The following is a 15,376-nucleotide window of genomic DNA, read 5'->3' as shown; positions in this document are numbered from 1 at the left end:
TCAGGCGCTTTTCGCGAGCGGTTGCTTGGCCCGCGCCAGCGCGAGGTTCAGGCGCTTGAGCAAGTCCGGGGGCGATTCCTCCAGGGCCATGACCACGGCGGTGGTCGCCGCCAGTTGCAAGCGCTCACCGTGCAACCGGGTCTTGTGGGCCAGGCCGCGCACGGCTTGCTGCAACTCCAGCGCGAGCTCCTTGGCCTGGCGCTCACCGGTGTTGGGCAGCAGCACCACAAAGCGGTCGCCGGCCAGGCGGCACAGCAGGTCCTGGCGGCGCAGGTTGAGCAGCAACAAATGGCTGAGGGCCTGCAACACGGCATCGCCCTCGGCATGCCCGTAGGCCTGGTTGATGGCGGCGAAGTTGTCCAGGTCCAGTGCCAGCAGTGACAGCGGTTGCTGTTGGTCGTGGCTGTCTTGCAGGCTGTCGGCCAACTGGCGCTTGAGGTAGTCGGCACCGGCCAGGGGCGTGAGTTTGTCGAACAGCCGATGCTCACGGAACAGCCGCTCGCGCTTCTCCATCTGTGCGCTGATTGCCAGTTGTTCGCGGTGCCAGTGGTAGATGCCGATGGTCAGCAGGATCATGCCCACCGGCATCGGCCCGGACTCCAGCCAGTGGTCCCAGGTGATGCTGTCGGGCAGGCGGATAAACTCGTCGAGGCTGTCGATCCACCAGGAAAAAAAGATGCATGACAAGCCCAGCGCCAGGTAATTGGTGACGCGCCCGGCCGGGCGGCTTTTCAGCACCAGGCCCAGCCAGACCAACGCCAACAGCGCGGATCCGCCTTCGCCGAAGATGTCCAGCCACACCCATTCGCTGACGCCTTTCAACTCGCCGCAGGCCAGGTGCAGGATCAGCCCGAGGTTGGCGGCGATCAGCAACAGGGAGAGTTTCCAGCGGTGGGGCTTGAGCACGGAAAACATGGCCGCGGGTCCTTACAAGGTTCAGTCGTGGGCGCCAGCACAGCAGATGGATGTGACGGTTGGATGACGGTGGGGGAGGGTCGAATCAGCTCATCTCAAACACGCTGTGGATCAAAAAATGTGGGAGGGGGCTTGCTCCCGATACCGGTGTATCAGCCAATAAATGTGTCCCTGACCCACCGCTATCGGGGGCAAGCCCCCTCCCACAGTTGATCTCCATAGGTCATATCAGCTCATTCCAAGCAGAAAATCAGGCAAAACCCCCGGTTTACGGGGCTCCGCGCCGATCGCTGTCACAGAACCGTCATCCCCCACCCCTAGCGTGCCCTCCCAGTTGCCGGGCCCGTTGCCTGGCGCCAACGGATTCTTGGGGAGGATTGCATGTACAAGCGCACCGGGCTCGTCAGCTTCACGCTTACCGCCTTGGCCCTGGCGATGGCCAGCGAGCGGCTGAATGCGGCCGACGCAGCCACCACCGAGCACGTCGAAGTGGTTGGCCAGGCGGCGGCCATGGACCAGGCACTCAAGGAACAGCGCAAGTCCGACAGCATCAAGAGCGTGGTGCATGCCGACGGCGTGGCCCAGTTGCCGGATGAAAACGTCGCCGAAGCGGCGCAGCGCCTGCCAGGCATCAGCGTGGAGCGCGACCAGGGCGAAGGGCGCTTCGTCAGCGTGCGTGGCCTGGGCCCGGACCTCAACAGCGTGACCATCAACGGCACCCTGGTGCCCGCGCCGGAAAGCGCGCGGCGCGCCGTCGCACTGGATGTGCTGCCCTCGGAACTGGTGCAGTCGCTGTCGGTGATCAAGACCCTCACGCCGGACATGGACGCCAACTCCCTCGGCGGCACGGTCGATGTGCAAAGCCTGTCGGCCTTCGACCACAAGGGCTTGTTCTACACCGGCAGTACCGAAGCCAGCTACGACAAGAACACCCGCCAGACCAGCCCGAAATTCTCCGGTGCAGCCAGCAACCGTTTCAGCCTGGGCGACGGCATCGACAACTTCGGCGTGGCCGCCGCGCTGAGCTGGCAGAAGCGTGACTTCGGCTCGGACAATGTCGAGACCGGCGGCGCTTGGGACTTCACCGACGGCGCCAAGCTCAATGAGTTCGAACAGCGCGACTACGACATCAGCCGCGAGCGCGCCGGCGGCGGCCTGAACTTCGACTACAAGCCCGATGACCTCAGCAGCTACTACCTGCGCACCCTCTACAGCCGCTACACAGACACCGAAACCCGCAACGCCGCCAGCCTCGAATTTGCCGACCCCCAGGCACCTGGTGAGTTGGGCGACGCCGAAGCCAAGCGCAAGCTGAAAAACCGCGAAGAAACCCAGGAAATCCAATCCTACGTGTTTGGCGGCGAACGCATGCTCGGCCTGTGGACCCTGAGCGGCCAGGCCGGCTACAGCCAATCCAGCGAAGACAGCCCGGCGCACATCGCCGGTGCCACCTTCGACGGCGGTGACTTTGCCAACAGCGGCTTCTATGACCAGGACAAACCACGCCCGATCATCGGCAGCGGCTTCTACGACGCGCGCAATTTCACCCTCGACAAAGTCGACTGGGAAAAACAGAACACAAAAGACACCGAGAAAAACCTGCGCCTGGACCTGGCCCGCGACTACGACCTGAGCGGCTATGCGTCCCAGGTGAAATTCGGCGGCAAAGTCAGCCGCCGCCACAAAGACAACGACCTGGAAGCCTGGGTCTACAAAGACTTCGACACCCTCGGCTTCAGCGCCGACCAGCTCAACCTCAGCCAATTCCAGAAGGGCAGCGTCGACTACCGTCTCGGTAACTACGGGCCCGGCATCAGCCCCGGCGCTATCAAGCAGCTGATCGGCAGCCTCAACCCGGCGGACTTCTATGACGAGACCGAATCACGGGTCAACGACTTCACCATTCGCGAAGACATCAACGCCGGCTACCTGATGAACACCGTCGATATCGACGACTGGCGCTTCATCGCCGGCCTGCGCTACGAGGGCACCGAGTTTGAAGCCAAGGGCACCGGCGCCACCGATGGCGTGTTCACGCCGACCGAGACCAAGCGCCGTTATCACCACTGGCTACCGGGCCTGCATGCGCGCTACCAGATCGACAAGCACACCCAGGTGCGCGCGGCCTGGACCAAGTCCGTGGTGCGCCCGACCTTCGGCCAATTGGCGCCGGGGTTTGTCATCGACGATGACGAAGCCACCTTTGGCAACCCGGACCTTAAGCCCCTGGAGTCGAGCAACCTGGACCTGGGCATCGAGCACTTCATGGGCCGCGCCGGCACCGTCTCGGCCTTCGTGTTCTACAAAGACATCAAAAACTTCGTCTACAACACCGACCTCGCCGGTACCGGCGCCTGGACCAACTTCGCCGAGGCCCACACCTACGCGAATGGCGACAGCGCCAAGCTCTACGGCCTGGAACTGGCCTACTCACAGAAATTCGACTGGCTGCCTGCACCGTGGAACGGCCTGCTGATCGGTGCCAACAGCACGTTCAGCCGCTCCAGCGCCGACATCGAAGGCTTCGACAGCACCAGCGGCACGAACCGCAAGCGCAACATCAGCCTGCCCAACCAGTCCGACACCGTCGGCAACCTGATGCTCGGTTGGGAAGACGACAAGCTCAGCCTGCGCGTCTCGGCCAACTACAAATCGGCGTACCTCTATGAGCTGGCCTCGATCAACGACAAGGCGCACGACCTGCACGTCGACGCTCAGACCTTCGTCGACTTCAGCGCGCGCTACTCGCTGACCAAGAACCTGCAAGTCAGCTTCGAGGCGCAGAACCTCACCGATGAGTCGTACTTCGTCTACACCGGCCACCGTAGCTACAACGGCCAGTACGAGGAGTACGGCCCCACTTACAAGCTGGGCCTGACGTTCACCCATTTCTAACCCACACCTCGATTCCAATGTGGGAGGGGGCTTGCTCCCGATGGCGATGGGTCAGGTACACATTTATTGGCTGATACACCGCTATCGGGAGCAAGCCCCCTCCCACATGGATCTCCATTGCTTTCGAAGGATTTGTTCGTTCATGAGAATTTCCAAGCTGTACCTGCTGATCGCGTTGGCCGCTTGCTCACCGGTAATGGCCGCCGACCTGGCGCTGACGCCTTGGGCACCCAGCCTGAATGCCGAAGCCGTGGCCTTCCTGCCCAACGGCAGCGAGCGCCTGGCTGCCGGCACCCGCGACGGCCTGCAACTGCTCGACAGCAAGGGCGCCGAACTGGCCCGCTTCACAGGCAATTTCAGCAGCCTCGACACCCGCGTCGTCGGTGCCCAGGTGCTGGTGGCCAGCCTCGACAACGACCGCCAACAGGCCTTGCTGATCAGCCTCGATGCTTCCAACAAGACCTTTGGCCAACCGCTGTACCTGCCCACCCGCGATTACCCGGTGAATGGCCTGTGCCTGTACCGCGACGGGGCGGCCAACCTGTTTGTGTTCCTGGTGGGCGAGGAGGGCAAGGGCGAGCAATGGCTGGTAGGCAACGGCTCGACGTTGCTCGCCGAAGCCCAGCGTGTACGCGGCTTGCCGCTGCCGCCGTCGGCGCAGTTCTGCCAGGTGGATGACGCCACCCAGCAACTGGTGGTGAATGAAGAAAACGTCGGCTGGTGGGCCTACCCGGCGCACCCGGAAGCCGATGTCAAACGCGCCCCGGTGGCCCTGTTCGACAACCCCAAGCGCGAAGCCGGGGCCATGGCGCTGGTACCGGGCGGTGTGGTGGCGCTTGACCCCAAGACCGCCCAACTGCACCTGTTCCAGCACACCGGCGAGCGTTGGGTCGAGCAATCGAGCCTGACGCTGCCAGGTCTCAAGGAACCGGAACAACTCAGCGTTAATGGCCAGCACCTGCTGGTGCGTGATGACGATACCGGCAAGCTGTATCAGGGCACACTCAACTGGCAAGCCAAACCTGTGGCGGCCGCGCCGGTACTGCCGGAAGTCGCTGCGCTGCGCCAGACCGATCCAGTCGGCCGCCAGGGCGATGCAGCGGATGATCCGGCGATCTGGATTCACCCCACGCAGCCGGAAAAAAGCCGCGTGCTCGGCACTAACAAGAAGCAGGGCCTGCTGGCCTATGACCTCGACGGCAAGCTGTTGCAGGAACTGGCGGTCGGCCGCCTCAACAACGTCGACGTCCGCCCCCACTTCAAGCTCGGCGCGCACACCGTCGACCTTGCCGTGGCGAGTAACCGTGATCGCAACAGCCTGAGCCTGTTCAGCATCGACCGCCAGAGCGGCGAACTGCGTGAAGCCGGTGAAGTGCCGACGCCGCTCAAGGACATCTACGGTATCTGCCTGTTCCAGCCCGCCGGCGGGGACCTCTACGCCATCGCCAACGGCAAGGACGGCACCTTCCTGCAATACCGCCTCAGCGCGCCGGATGGCCGCGTGCAGGGCGAGCTGGTGCGCCAGTTCAAGGTCGACAGCCAGCCCGAAGGCTGTGTGGCCGATGACCAGCGCCAGCGGCTGTTTATCGGTGAAGAAGATGTCGGCGTGTGGGCGGTGGATGCGCGTGCCGACCAACCGGCCACGCTCACCAGCGTGATCAAGGTCGGCCCGCAACTGCAGGCGGATGTCGAGGGCCTGGCGCTGTACCAGAGCGATAAGCGCGATTACCTGGTGATCTCCAGCCAAGGCAACGACAGCTATGTGGTGGTGGATGCCGAGCCGCCGTTCGCCACGCACGGTGCTTTTCGCGTGGGCCTGAACGCCGCCGCCGGCATAGACGGCGCGTCGGAAACCGATGGCCTGGAAGTCACCGCCCTCAACCTCGGCGGGCCCTGGAGCCAAGGCATGCTGGTGGTGCAGGACGGGCGCAAGCGCATGCCTGAGCAGACCCAGAACTTCAAGTTCGTGCCGTGGGCGGAGGTGACCCGCACACTGAAATTACCCTGAACGGTCATCAGCCGGTCATCACTTTTTAATCGAATAGGAGCCTAACCATGCACGCGACGATGGAACATATGACGATCTGGGGTTTGATCAGCGACGCCAGCCTGTTGGTCAAGGCGGTGATGGTCACTTTGCTGCTGGCGTCCTTGCTCAGTTGGTACCTGATCATCCAGCGCGGCAGTGTGCTGCGCCGCCTGGAGCGCCAGTTGAACGGTTTTGTGCTGCGCTTTCGTGCCGCGTCCGACCTGCAGCCGCTGTACCGCGAAACGGTGCAGGCGGGCGAGGGCGGCATTGCGCCGATTTTTATCGCAGGCGTGCAGGAATACCAGCACCTGCACAGCCATGATCCGGCCGTGTTGGAAGGTGTCGAACGTGCGTTGCAGGTAGCGATCACCGAGCAGGAAATCGAGTTGGAAAAGGGCCTGCAATTCCTTGCGACCGTGGGCTCGGTGAGTCCCTACATCGGTCTGTTCGGTACCGTGTGGGGGATCATGAATTCCTTTATCGGCTTGTCCCAGGTCCAGCAGGCGACGCTGTCGACGGTGGCGCCGGGCATCGCCGAAGCGTTGATCGCCACCGCCATCGGCCTGTTTGCCGCCATCCCGGCGGTGATCGCCTACAACCGCTTCGCGGCACGCGGCCAGACCTTGCTCACCCGCTACTACGCCTTCGGCAATGAACTGCAAGTGCGTCTGCACCGCACCTTGCACGGTACGCCGATCAACCTGGCCGTGGCCGCCTGAACAAGGAGCAAACCGATGTTGACCAGGCCACAACGCAAGCACGGGCCCAAGGCTGAGATGAATGTGGTGCCTTACATCGACGTGATGCTGGTGCTGCTGGTGATCTTCATGGTCACCGCGCCAATGTTGACCCAGGGCGTGAAGATCGAACTGCCCAAGGTCGCCGCCGAAGCGCTGGCCACCGACACCCGCCAGCAGATCCTCACGCTGTCGGTGAAGGCCGACGGGGGGTACTACTGGAACCTCGGCGGCGAGCTCGACACCCGGCACCAGACCGACAGCGCCGTGACCCTGGAAGAAATGGGCGCCAAGGTCATGCAGGTGGTGGCGGCGCGCAGCGACACCCAGGTGTACATCCGAGCCGATGACAACGCCGGATACGGCCGGGTGGTCGCGGCCATGGCGGTGTTGCAGAAAGGTGGTGTGAGCAACCTGGGGCTGGTGACCGAGGCCCCGCAATGACGGCGATGATCATGCACAGTCCGACGTTAACGATGGCGCACGGGCAACCGTCCGGGTTCTGGAGAAACAGCTTCGCGGCGAGCCTGGCGGTGGCGCTGCACGTGGGCGTGCTGGCAGCGCTGATGCTGGGTGGGTCAACAGAAAAAACGCCGGTGCAAGCACCCAGGGTGATGCATACCCAGTGGGTGATGATGCCACCTGCGCCTGTTCCTGTTCCTGCTCCCGCTCCCGCACCTGAGCCGGTGGCCCTCACACCTCCGGAGCCCGTCGCTGTTCCCGTACCGGTGAAGCCCACCGTCGATCCGCAGATCCAGGCGCAGAAACTTGAGAAAGCCGCCTTGGCGCGCAAGCGCGTCGAAGACAAGAAAATCGAGCAGCAACAAGAACGCTTGGCGACTGAACAGCGCAACCGCGAGTTGGAGCAACAGCGAGTGAGCCAGGAACGCCTCGCCGCTGAGCGCGCCCGCCCCGCAGCACCCGCCCCCGCGCCAGCCTTTGACAGCCGTCAATACCAGCCCTTGAGCAAGGAAGCGCCGGACTACCCCGAGCGTGCCCTGGACAAGAACATCGAAGGCGATTGCTCCGTGGAATACACCGTCAACATTCAGGGCCGTGTGGAAAACCCCAGAGTGCTGGACGGCTGCCACCCGTTGTTCATGCGACCTTCATTGGCGGCGGCAAATACCTTCCGCTACCAGCCACGGATTGTTGATGGAAAACCCGTGCCCGTGCCAGCAGTGCGCAACACGTTCCACTACCGCATCAAGTAACCCACCTTTATGCGTTATGGGGATGATACTTTTCGCCTGACCACAATACCCAATGTGGGAGGGGGCCTGCTCCTTCCCACCTGTTGATTGCTGTTCGGCGTTATGAATTCGCCAGATTCTCCAACGTCCGACCGTCGATATACCGTTCCAGGTTCGCCAAAAACGTATCGGCAATCTCGTTGCGGCTATTGGTCGAAATCGCCGATGTGTGCGGCGACAACCTCACCCTTGGATGGGTGTACAACGGATGCCCATCCAGCAACGGCTCCGGCTCGGTTACATCCAGCGATGCCAGCCCGATCTGCCCGTTATCCAGCGCTTCCAGCAGCGCCTCCTGGTCCAGCAAGCCACCCCGTGCAATATTGATCAAGTGCAGCCCTGGCTTGGCGCTGCCCAGCACATCACGGTTGATGATATGCCGTGTGGACTCGGTCAGCGGTGCCGCCACCACCAGGTGATCGGCGCGCGCGAACAGGTCGTGAATGTCCTTGGCGGCTTCAACCCCCGTGCTGAACGGCGCCGGACTTTGACGCAGTGCCACCACCTTGATCCCCAAGGCCAGGGCTTTTTGCGCCAGGCTTTCGCCAATCGCACCAAACCCCAGGATGCCCAGCGTCGTGCCCTTGAGCGGGCGCAGCGGGGTGAATTGCCACTGGGCGTCCTTCACCCAGATCTCCGGTAGATGCTTGGACGCGGCAAAGATCGCGGCCAAGGCAAATTCGGCCAGGTTGTCGGCGGCACTGCCGCGCGAGGTGGTCACCGGCGGCCCGTTGAACAGCCACTGCGGGTAGAAGTCGATGCCCGACGAGACCAGGTGCACCCACTGCGCGCCGTACGGCCAGCCCGGTGGCGGCGTGTCCGGCGCGGTGTAGCCACGCACGTTGATCGGACGCAGCAATAAAATGTTGGCCTGGGGCGGCAGGTCGCTGGGTACGCCCACGGGCACGCCGATCACTTGCGCGCCGGGGTGGATCGAGGCCAGGCGCTGGCGGATCACGTCGTTGTAATCTTCGTCCAGCTGGCTGGCAATAATCACCTGGCTCATGGGCGTTCCTTGTGGCGTTGGGCGAAGACGGCTTTGCCGACACCTTGCAACACGGCGTCGTTCTGCGGGGTGTGCACGCGGCTGCAGAGCACATCGCGGTAATGCCGTTGCAGCGGGCTATGGCGCGACAGGCCTGGGTTACCCGAGGCCTCGATGGCCAGCTCCACGGCGCGGATGGCGTTGTGGGTGACCAGGTACTTCAGCTGCGCGGCATTGGCCGACGGGGTATGGCCTTCGGCGGCGGCGTCGAGCAGGCTGCGGTTGGCAAACAGCAGGGTGTCGATGTGGCCGACGGTTTCCTGGAAGCGCGGCAAGGTCGACAGCGCGGCGCCAAGGGTGGATGGCTGGCGCTCTTCCAGCCAGTTCACCAGCCAGTCCCGCGCGGCCTGGGCCACGGCGTCGTACACCGAGGACAACAACACCGACATCCACAGGAAACCCTCGCCGTCCAGCTCCGGCGAGGGCGCGCTCCACGGGCTGACGCTGACGGCGTGATCGAGTGGCACCCGCACGTTGTCGAGCACCACTTCATGGCTGCAGGTGGCGCGCATGCCCAGGTGGTCCCAGGTGTCGATGATGCTCACGCCGGGGCTGTCTTTTGGCACCAGCCAGGCGCCGACCAATGGATCGGCGTCATCGCTGCGCGCCCACACGCTGAACCAGCTCAGGCCATGGCTGCCGGTGGAGTAGATCTTGCGTCCGCTGATGCGCCAGCCTTCGGCAGTGCGCACGGCGGTCGTCGCCGGCAGGCCGCCACGGGCCGGGGTGCCCAGGTCGGGCTCGACGCGCAGGGCGTTGATCAGGGCGCCGTCGCGCACGGCGTCATTCGCCACTTGCGTGCGCAAGTGCGCCGGCCACGTCTTGCTGTCTTGCAGGCGTGTGTGTTGCAGGTACTGCATCACTAGGATCAGCGCGGTGGACGGTTCGCCCTTGGCAATCGCACTGATCGCCTTGCGCGCCTGGGGCAGGCTGGCACCGCCGCCGCCCAGGGACTTGGGCACCGTGAGGGCGACCAGGCCGTGTTCGTGCAGCAACGTGAAGTTGGCATGAGGGAAGGCGCCGCTCTCGTCATAGAGGTGCGCGGTGCTGGCCAGCTCGGTGCTGAGGCGTTCGAGCAGGGCTTCGAAATGGGCGACTTCCACGGAGCGTAAGGAAGGTTGTGAGGATTGGCTCATGCCAGCGCCTCTTGCTGCTCTTCAACCTCGGCGGCGACGCTGTAGCGGTTGGCCGGTACGCCCAGGCCCAAGTTGTCGCGCAGGGTATGGCCCGTGTATTCGCTGCGGAACAGGCCGCGTTGCTGCAACACCGGCACCACCCATTCGGTGAAATACTGCAAACCGTCCGGCAGCACCGAGTTGATGATGAAACCATCGCTGGCGCCGGTCTCGAACCAGGTCTGGATCGCATCGGCGACTTGCTCCGGGGTGCCGACAAAATCACGTTTTGGCCGCGAAAAGTGCAGGGCGACTTCACGTAGGGTCAGGCCTTCGTCCTTGGCCAGTTGTTTGATGCGGTCGGAGCCGCCTTTCTGGCTGTTGGAACCGAGGTCGCCGAGCTCCGGGAACGGCGCGTCCAAGGGATATTTGCTGAAGTCGTGATCGTTGAACGGGCGGCCGAGGGCGACGATTGCGTCTTCCACGGTGACCAGGTCGACGGCTTGCTGATAGCGGCTTTCCACTTCAGCCTCATCGCGGCCGACGATCGGACGAATACCCGGCAGGATCGACAGGCTTTGCGGGTCGCGGCCAAAGCCTTTGGCGCGACGCTTCAGGTCTTGGGAATAGGCCAGGCCCTCTTCGATGCTGTCCACGTGCACAAAGATCGCATCGGCGTTCTGCGCGGCAAAGTTGCGCCCATCCTCCGAGGTGCCGGCCTGGAAAATCACCGGTTGGCCCTGGCGCGAGCGCGCGATGTTCAGCGGGCCTTTCACCGAGAAGAAATCGCCCTTGTGGTTGAGTGCATGCAGCTTGCTCGGGGCAAAAAACTCGCCGGTCTGTTTGTTGTAGGTAAAGGCATCGTCTTCCCACGAATCCCACAAGCCCTGGACCGTGTTCACGTGTTCCTTGGCGATGCGGTAACGCACGGCATGGGGTGGATGCTCGGCCTTGCTGAAGTTGTCAGCGGTGCCGCTCAGCCACGAGGTGACCACGTTCCAACCGGCGCGGCCGCCGCTGATATGGTCCAGGGACGAGAACTGGCGCGCCACCTGGTAGGGCTCGGTGTAGCTGACGGTCACGGTGGCGACCAAGCCAATATTCGTGGTGATCGCCGCGAGTGCCGACAGGATGGTCAGCGGCTCGAAACGGTTGAGGTAGTGTGGGCTGGACTTGGCGTGGATGTGCAGGCTGTCGGCGATGAAGACGAAGTCGAACTTGGCGGCTTCGGCCAATTCAGTCTGCTGCTTGTAGAAACCGAAGCTGGTGCTGGCATTCGGTTGGGCGTTCGGGTGGCGCCATTCGCCCCAGCCGTGTCCCACGCCGTGGACCATGGCGCCCAGTTTCAAATGACGTGGTTTTGCTTGATGTGGCTTGCTCATGTTCTGCTCCTGTTAGCGCGATGCTTGGGAAAGGGGGGCACGCTTGGCGTTGAAGCTCTTATCGAAGCCCTGTGACACGTCGATGTGCTGGGTCAGCAGGCCTTCTTTTTGATAGGTATCGGCGGTCGCTTGCAGGCCGCTGATGACGGAGTCGTCGATGGCGACCGGGGTCAGGTGGGTGTCCTTGGCCACCTCAACGTGCACGGCCAACGGCAGGCCGGTGATCTTGGCCTGGGCGGCGGCGTACTCATCAGGGTGGGTGTTGGCCCAGGCGTAAGCGCGGTCGACGCGTGCGACAAAGTCATCCAGTTGCGGGCGCTTGTGGCGATGGCTTTTTGGGTGGCCGCGAGGTACAGGTGGTTGCTCAGCAGCTTGTTACCACTGATCAACACGCGAGCCTGGCTTTGCGAAGTGACCACGGTGGTGTACGGGTCCCAGGTGGCCCAGGCATCGACAGTGCCGTTATCCAGCACCAGGCGTGATTCGCTGGGCAGCAGGAAAATGAACTGCACATCCTTGGTGGTCAGGCCGGCGGTGGCCAGGGCCTTGATCGCCAGGTAATGGCCGATGGAACCGCGCCCGGTGACGATCTTCTTGCCCTTGAGGTCGGCGACGGTCTTGATCGACGAGTCCTTGGGCACCAGCAAGGCAGTGGTGTTGCGCCCTTCGGCGTGGATGATGCTGACCACCTTGAGCGACGCGCCGGCACCCAGGGCGAACACATAAGGCGCATCACCGAGCGCGCCGATATCCACGGCGCCGGCATTCAAGGCTTCGCCCAGGGGCGAGGCGGAAGGGAATTCCGACCACTGGATCTCGTAGGGCACGTTTTTGGTTTCGCCGGAGACTTCCAGCAATGCCTTGATCGTGGATTTCTGGTTGGCCACGCGCAGGGGTTGCAGGTCGGCGGCGTGTGCGCTGCCGATCAGGCCGAAGGCGAGGGCAGTGCCCAGGAGCAGGCGTTTGAAAGGGGTGTTAAGGACCATGGGATGCAGGCTCCAGGCAGATCAAGAAAGGGTTTGATTACCTCCGCCTGGAGAAGGGGTCGGTGCATGGGTTAACGTTATGCCCATAAAAACGCGCTGTGAAGTTCTTTTTGGTTATAAGTTATATTATTAAAATATTTGATTATGTGTGAATTGATTATTCGAAAATTGCATTTGTTGGTGCGTTGCGTGCCAAGGCGAATATCTCGTCAGGGGGGATTTTTGTGGTGAGCAGGCTTGCCCTGCGCTGGGCTGCGAAGCGGCCCTGTCAATGTCGCCGGGTTTTTTCGGGTAGAACTTCGGTGGCTGGTTTTGGGGCTGCTTCGCAGCCCGGCGCAGGGCAAGCCTGCTCACTACAGGGGTTGGGGTCACAGGGTCAAAACGCGTTTGTACCTGGCCTGCGCCAGATAGGAGCAAATGTGCATCAGGGAAGGGCTTTTTGTGGTGAGCAGGCTTGCCCTGCGCTGGGCTGCGGAGCGGCCCTGTCAATGTCGCCGGGTTTTTCGGGTAGAACTTCGGTGGCTGGTTTTGGGGCTGCTTCGCAGCCCAGCGCAGGGCAAGCCTGCTCACTACAGGGGTTGGGGTAACAGGGTCAAAACGCGTCTGGACCTGGCCTGCGCCTGACAGGAGCAAATGCACATCAGGGGAGGGCTTTTTGTGGTGAGCAGGCTTGCCCTGCGCTGGGCTGCGTAGCAGCCCTATCAATGCCACCGTGTTTTTTCGGGTAGAACGCCGGTGGCTGGTTTTGGGGGGCAGGCGTTTCAGGTGGATCAGATCACGTAGAAACCATGGGTGCCGTCGCGAGCCAATTGGTCGACCAGGCCGTACTCCCAATCCAGGTACGCTTGCATGGCTTCCTTGGGGTTGTCGGTGCCTTCGTATGGGCGGCGGTAGCGGTCGATGCGCGGTGAAGCCAGGTGGGTTTCACCTTCTTGCAGCGGCAGTTGCGCGTTGATCCAGCCGGCGGTGCCGTCTTGCAGCAGGAACACTTGTTTGCCGGTGATGGCTTCGACTTCGGCCACCGCCAGGCGCGCCAATTGGCTGCTGCCGCAGGTCAGCACGTAGCGTGGGGCGGCGGGCACCTTGGCCAGGGCCTGGGACAGTTGGGCGCGCAGCACCCACCAGGCACCAGGGATATGGCGTTTCACGTAGTTGGCGCTGGCGGTGAAATCGAGCACCACGGTGTCGCCATGCTTCAGCCACTCGGCCAGGGTGTGCGGGCTGATCAGCTCGGCCTGAGGCGGGGCCGGTACCGGCGCGACCCAGGCGCCTTTTTCGCTGAAGTGCGCCGCGTGCAGGTCATCCAGTACATGCACTTCCCAGCCCAATTGCGCGAGCCAGGATGCGGACATATTGGCCCGCACGCCGTCGTCATCCGCCAGCACCAGCCGGGCGCCACGCACGCTGGCGACGTGGTCGGTTTCCTGCACCAGCTGCCCGCCGGGCGTGGAGCGCGCGCCCGGCAGGTGACCGGCTTCGAATTCTTCCGGAGTACGTACATCGAACAGGTAGGTGGTGCGGGTTTTTTCCTGCTGCCAGGCGTGCAGGTCAGCGAGGGTGGCACGACCCACGCGGGCCTTGTCGGCCACTCGGCGTGCATCGGCAGCGGCAGCCTGGCGATGTTCTTCCGACGTCGGTGCAAAACGTCGCGATTGACCATGGGCAAGTTTCTGCCCGGCCAATGTCCAGCCGATGGTGCCGTTACGCAGGGCCGACACCGGGTTGGCCACGCCGGCATTGATCAGCGATTGGGTGCCGATAATGCTGCGTGTACGCCCGGCGCAGTTGACGATGATACGGGTGGCCGGGTCCGGCGCCAGTTCACGGGCACGCAACACCAGTTCGGCGCCCGGCACGCTGATGCCGGTGGGAATGCTCATGGTCTGGTATTCGTCGAAACGCCGTGCATCGAGCACCACCACATCGGCCTGGCTGTCGAGCAGCGCCTGCACTTCTTCGGCGGCCAGTGACGGCGTGTGGCGCTCGCTTTCGACTAATTCGCCAAACGCCTTGCTCGGCACGTTCACGTCGATAAACAGCTCGCCACCGGCCTTGCGCCAACCGTCCAACCCACCTTCCAACACACTTACCTGGGTGTAGCCCAGCGCGACCAGGCGCTCGGCGGCGCGGGCGGCCAAGCCTTCGCCGTTGTCGTAGACGGTGACCTGGGTATCGCGCCGTGGAATGCGCGAATACACCTCCAGCTCCAGCTTGGACAGCGGGATATTGGCGGCGAACAACGGGTGGGATTCGGCAAACGGCGCTTCTTCGCGCACGTCGACCAGGGCGACTTCTTCATGGTCCAACAGGGCCTGGCGAATCCGGGCAAAGCTGCGAGTCGATACGGTGGTCATAGGGCAGGGCTCTTTTCTTTGGACAAATCCCAGATGTTCGGGAGGAAGGCGTTGGAGTAGCCGGAGATAAACAGTTTCTCGCTGCCGTCAGGCTGGTACACCGCGCGGCGCACCGCACCGATATTGGCGCCGTACACATGGATGCTGATGGACACCTGGTCGCTGTGGGCATTGCTCACCTGGTGGATGTCACCGACTTTTGGCGACACCGCTTCAACCTGCCCCGGCACCAGCTGGATCGGCTTGCCTTCGGCTACCAGGCGGCCATCGGGGGCACGTTCAAAACCTTGGGAAAACTCTGCCCCGCGCAACATGCCGATCAGCCCCCACACCCGGTGGTCATGAATCGGCGTGCTTTGCCCCGGCCCCCATACAAAGCTGACGATGCTGAAACGCTGGCGCGAATCGGCATGCAGCAAGAACTGCTGGTAGCGCTCGGGGTCGGGCTGGGCGTATTCATCGGGCAGCCAGTCATCATGGCTGACCAGTTGCGCCAGTAGCTTGCCGCCACGGTGCAGCAGGTCGCCTTCGCGTGGATTGCCGTCGATCAATTCCGCCAGGGCGCCTATGAAGGCTCTGAGTCTCTCGGGGTGTCGGGCCTGGGTCATGACAATTCCATCGTGTGGTCGGTAGTGATGGGTTTATCTAAGCATAATGTTAATGGT

Annotated in this window: 11 protein-coding genes and 1 pseudogene; 5 read left to right on the top strand and 7 right to left on the bottom strand. The window is 63.1% G+C overall.

Going from position 1 to position 15,376, the window contains the following annotated elements:
• Complete coding sequence (locus ACI512_RS22395; protein ID WP_236380298.1) at positions 1-915, bottom strand: GGDEF domain-containing protein; 915 nt, start codon at positions 913-915, stop codon at positions 1-3.
• 381 nt (positions 916-1,296) lie between these two features.
• Here ACI512_RS22395 and ACI512_RS22390 point away from each other — a divergent pair, with 381 nt between their 5' ends.
• From ACI512_RS22390 to ACI512_RS22370, 5 genes are all read left to right on the top strand, one after another.
• The gene (locus ACI512_RS22390; protein ID WP_236380300.1) at positions 1,297-3,810 is read left to right on the top strand and encodes a TonB-dependent receptor; all 2,514 of its coding nucleotides are present in this window, start codon (positions 1,297-1,299) and stop codon (positions 3,808-3,810) included.
• 142 nt (positions 3,811-3,952) lie between these two features.
• Positions 3,953-5,818, top strand: coding sequence for a phytase (locus ACI512_RS22385; protein ID WP_405121349.1), 1,866 nt, complete (start codon positions 3,953-3,955; stop codon positions 5,816-5,818).
• Between the two features lie 47 nt (positions 5,819-5,865).
• A complete protein-coding gene (gene tolQ, locus ACI512_RS22380) occupies positions 5,866-6,558 on the top strand; it encodes a protein TolQ (protein WP_405121348.1) in 693 nt (230 codons plus the stop codon).
• A gap of 15 nt (positions 6,559-6,573) precedes the next feature.
• Positions 6,574-7,020 (top strand): protein TolR, encoded by a 447-nt coding sequence (tolR, locus tag ACI512_RS22375; RefSeq protein WP_064054431.1) that lies wholly within the window; start codon positions 6,574-6,576, stop codon positions 7,018-7,020.
• Positions 7,017-7,790 (top strand): energy transducer TonB, encoded by a 774-nt coding sequence (locus ACI512_RS22370; RefSeq protein ID WP_405121347.1) that lies wholly within the window; start codon positions 7,017-7,019, stop codon positions 7,788-7,790. The genes tolR and ACI512_RS22370 overlap by 4 nt, the downstream gene beginning before the upstream one ends.
• Positions 7,791-7,890: 100 nt before the next feature.
• Here ACI512_RS22370 and ACI512_RS22365 read toward each other — a convergent pair whose 3' ends face one another.
• The 6 genes and pseudogenes from ACI512_RS22365 to ACI512_RS22340 form a co-directional block, all read right to left on the bottom strand.
• Positions 7,891-8,835 carry a D-isomer specific 2-hydroxyacid dehydrogenase family protein gene (locus ACI512_RS22365; RefSeq protein WP_405121346.1) on the bottom strand — a complete coding sequence of 315 codons (945 nt, stop codon included), beginning with the start codon at positions 8,833-8,835 and terminating at the stop codon, positions 7,891-7,893.
• On the bottom strand, positions 8,832-10,010 hold the full coding sequence (locus ACI512_RS22360; protein WP_405121345.1) for an acyl-CoA dehydrogenase family protein: 1,179 nt from the start codon (positions 10,008-10,010) through the stop codon (positions 8,832-8,834). The genes ACI512_RS22365 and ACI512_RS22360 overlap by 4 nt, the downstream gene beginning before the upstream one ends.
• Entirely contained in the window at positions 10,007-11,371 is a 1,365-nt protein-coding gene (locus ACI512_RS22355) for an LLM class flavin-dependent oxidoreductase (protein WP_236383819.1), read from the bottom strand. The genes ACI512_RS22360 and ACI512_RS22355 overlap by 4 nt, the downstream gene beginning before the upstream one ends.
• Positions 11,372-11,383: 12 nt before the next feature.
• A pseudogene (locus tag ACI512_RS22350) lies at positions 11,384-12,357 on the bottom strand (ABC transporter substrate-binding protein).
• A 770-nt stretch (positions 12,358-13,127) separates the two neighbouring features.
• Entirely contained in the window at positions 13,128-14,711 is a 1,584-nt protein-coding gene (locus ACI512_RS22345; protein WP_405121344.1) for a rhodanese-related sulfurtransferase, read from the bottom strand.
• The gene (locus ACI512_RS22340) at positions 14,708-15,319 is read right to left on the bottom strand and encodes a cysteine dioxygenase (RefSeq protein WP_012724831.1); all 612 of its coding nucleotides are present in this window, start codon (positions 15,317-15,319) and stop codon (positions 14,708-14,710) included. Before ACI512_RS22340 ends, ACI512_RS22345 begins: the two co-directional genes overlap by 4 nt.
• Positions 15,320-15,376: the final 57 nt, after the last annotated feature.

The organism is Pseudomonas petroselini (assembly GCF_045037875.1).
Lineage (GTDB): Bacteria > Pseudomonadota > Gammaproteobacteria > Pseudomonadales > Pseudomonadaceae > Aquipseudomonas > Aquipseudomonas petroselini.
This window is presented reverse-complemented; position numbering and strand designations above follow the sequence as displayed.

Excerpts from the sequence above, each read along its gene's own strand:
- ACI512_RS22355 (WP_236383819.1), bottom strand. The coding sequence starts at position 11,371 with ATGAGCAAGCCACATCAAGCAAAACCACGTCATTTGAAACTGGGCGCC.
- ACI512_RS22360 (WP_405121345.1), bottom strand. The coding sequence starts at position 10,010 with ATGAGCCAATCCTCACAACCTTCCTTACGCTCCGTGGAAGTCGCCCAT.
- ACI512_RS22370 (WP_405121347.1), top strand. The coding sequence starts at position 7,017 with ATGACGGCGATGATCATGCACAGTCCGACGTTAACGATGGCGCACGGG.
- tolR (WP_064054431.1), top strand. The coding sequence starts at position 6,574 with ATGTTGACCAGGCCACAACGCAAGCACGGGCCCAAGGCTGAGATGAAT.
- ACI512_RS22390 (WP_236380300.1), top strand. The coding sequence starts at position 1,297 with ATGTACAAGCGCACCGGGCTCGTCAGCTTCACGCTTACCGCCTTGGCC.
- ACI512_RS22385 (WP_405121349.1), top strand. The coding sequence starts at position 3,953 with ATGAGAATTTCCAAGCTGTACCTGCTGATCGCGTTGGCCGCTTGCTCA.
- ACI512_RS22395 (WP_236380298.1), bottom strand. The coding sequence starts at position 915 with ATGTTTTCCGTGCTCAAGCCCCACCGCTGGAAACTCTCCCTGTTGCTG.
- ACI512_RS22345 (WP_405121344.1), bottom strand. The coding sequence starts at position 14,711 with ATGACCACCGTATCGACTCGCAGCTTTGCCCGGATTCGCCAGGCCCTG.
- ACI512_RS22365 (WP_405121346.1), bottom strand. The coding sequence starts at position 8,835 with ATGAGCCAGGTGATTATTGCCAGCCAGCTGGACGAAGATTACAACGAC.
- ACI512_RS22340 (WP_012724831.1), bottom strand. The coding sequence starts at position 15,319 with ATGACCCAGGCCCGACACCCCGAGAGACTCAGAGCCTTCATAGGCGCC.
- tolQ (WP_405121348.1), top strand. The coding sequence starts at position 5,866 with ATGCACGCGACGATGGAACATATGACGATCTGGGGTTTGATCAGCGAC.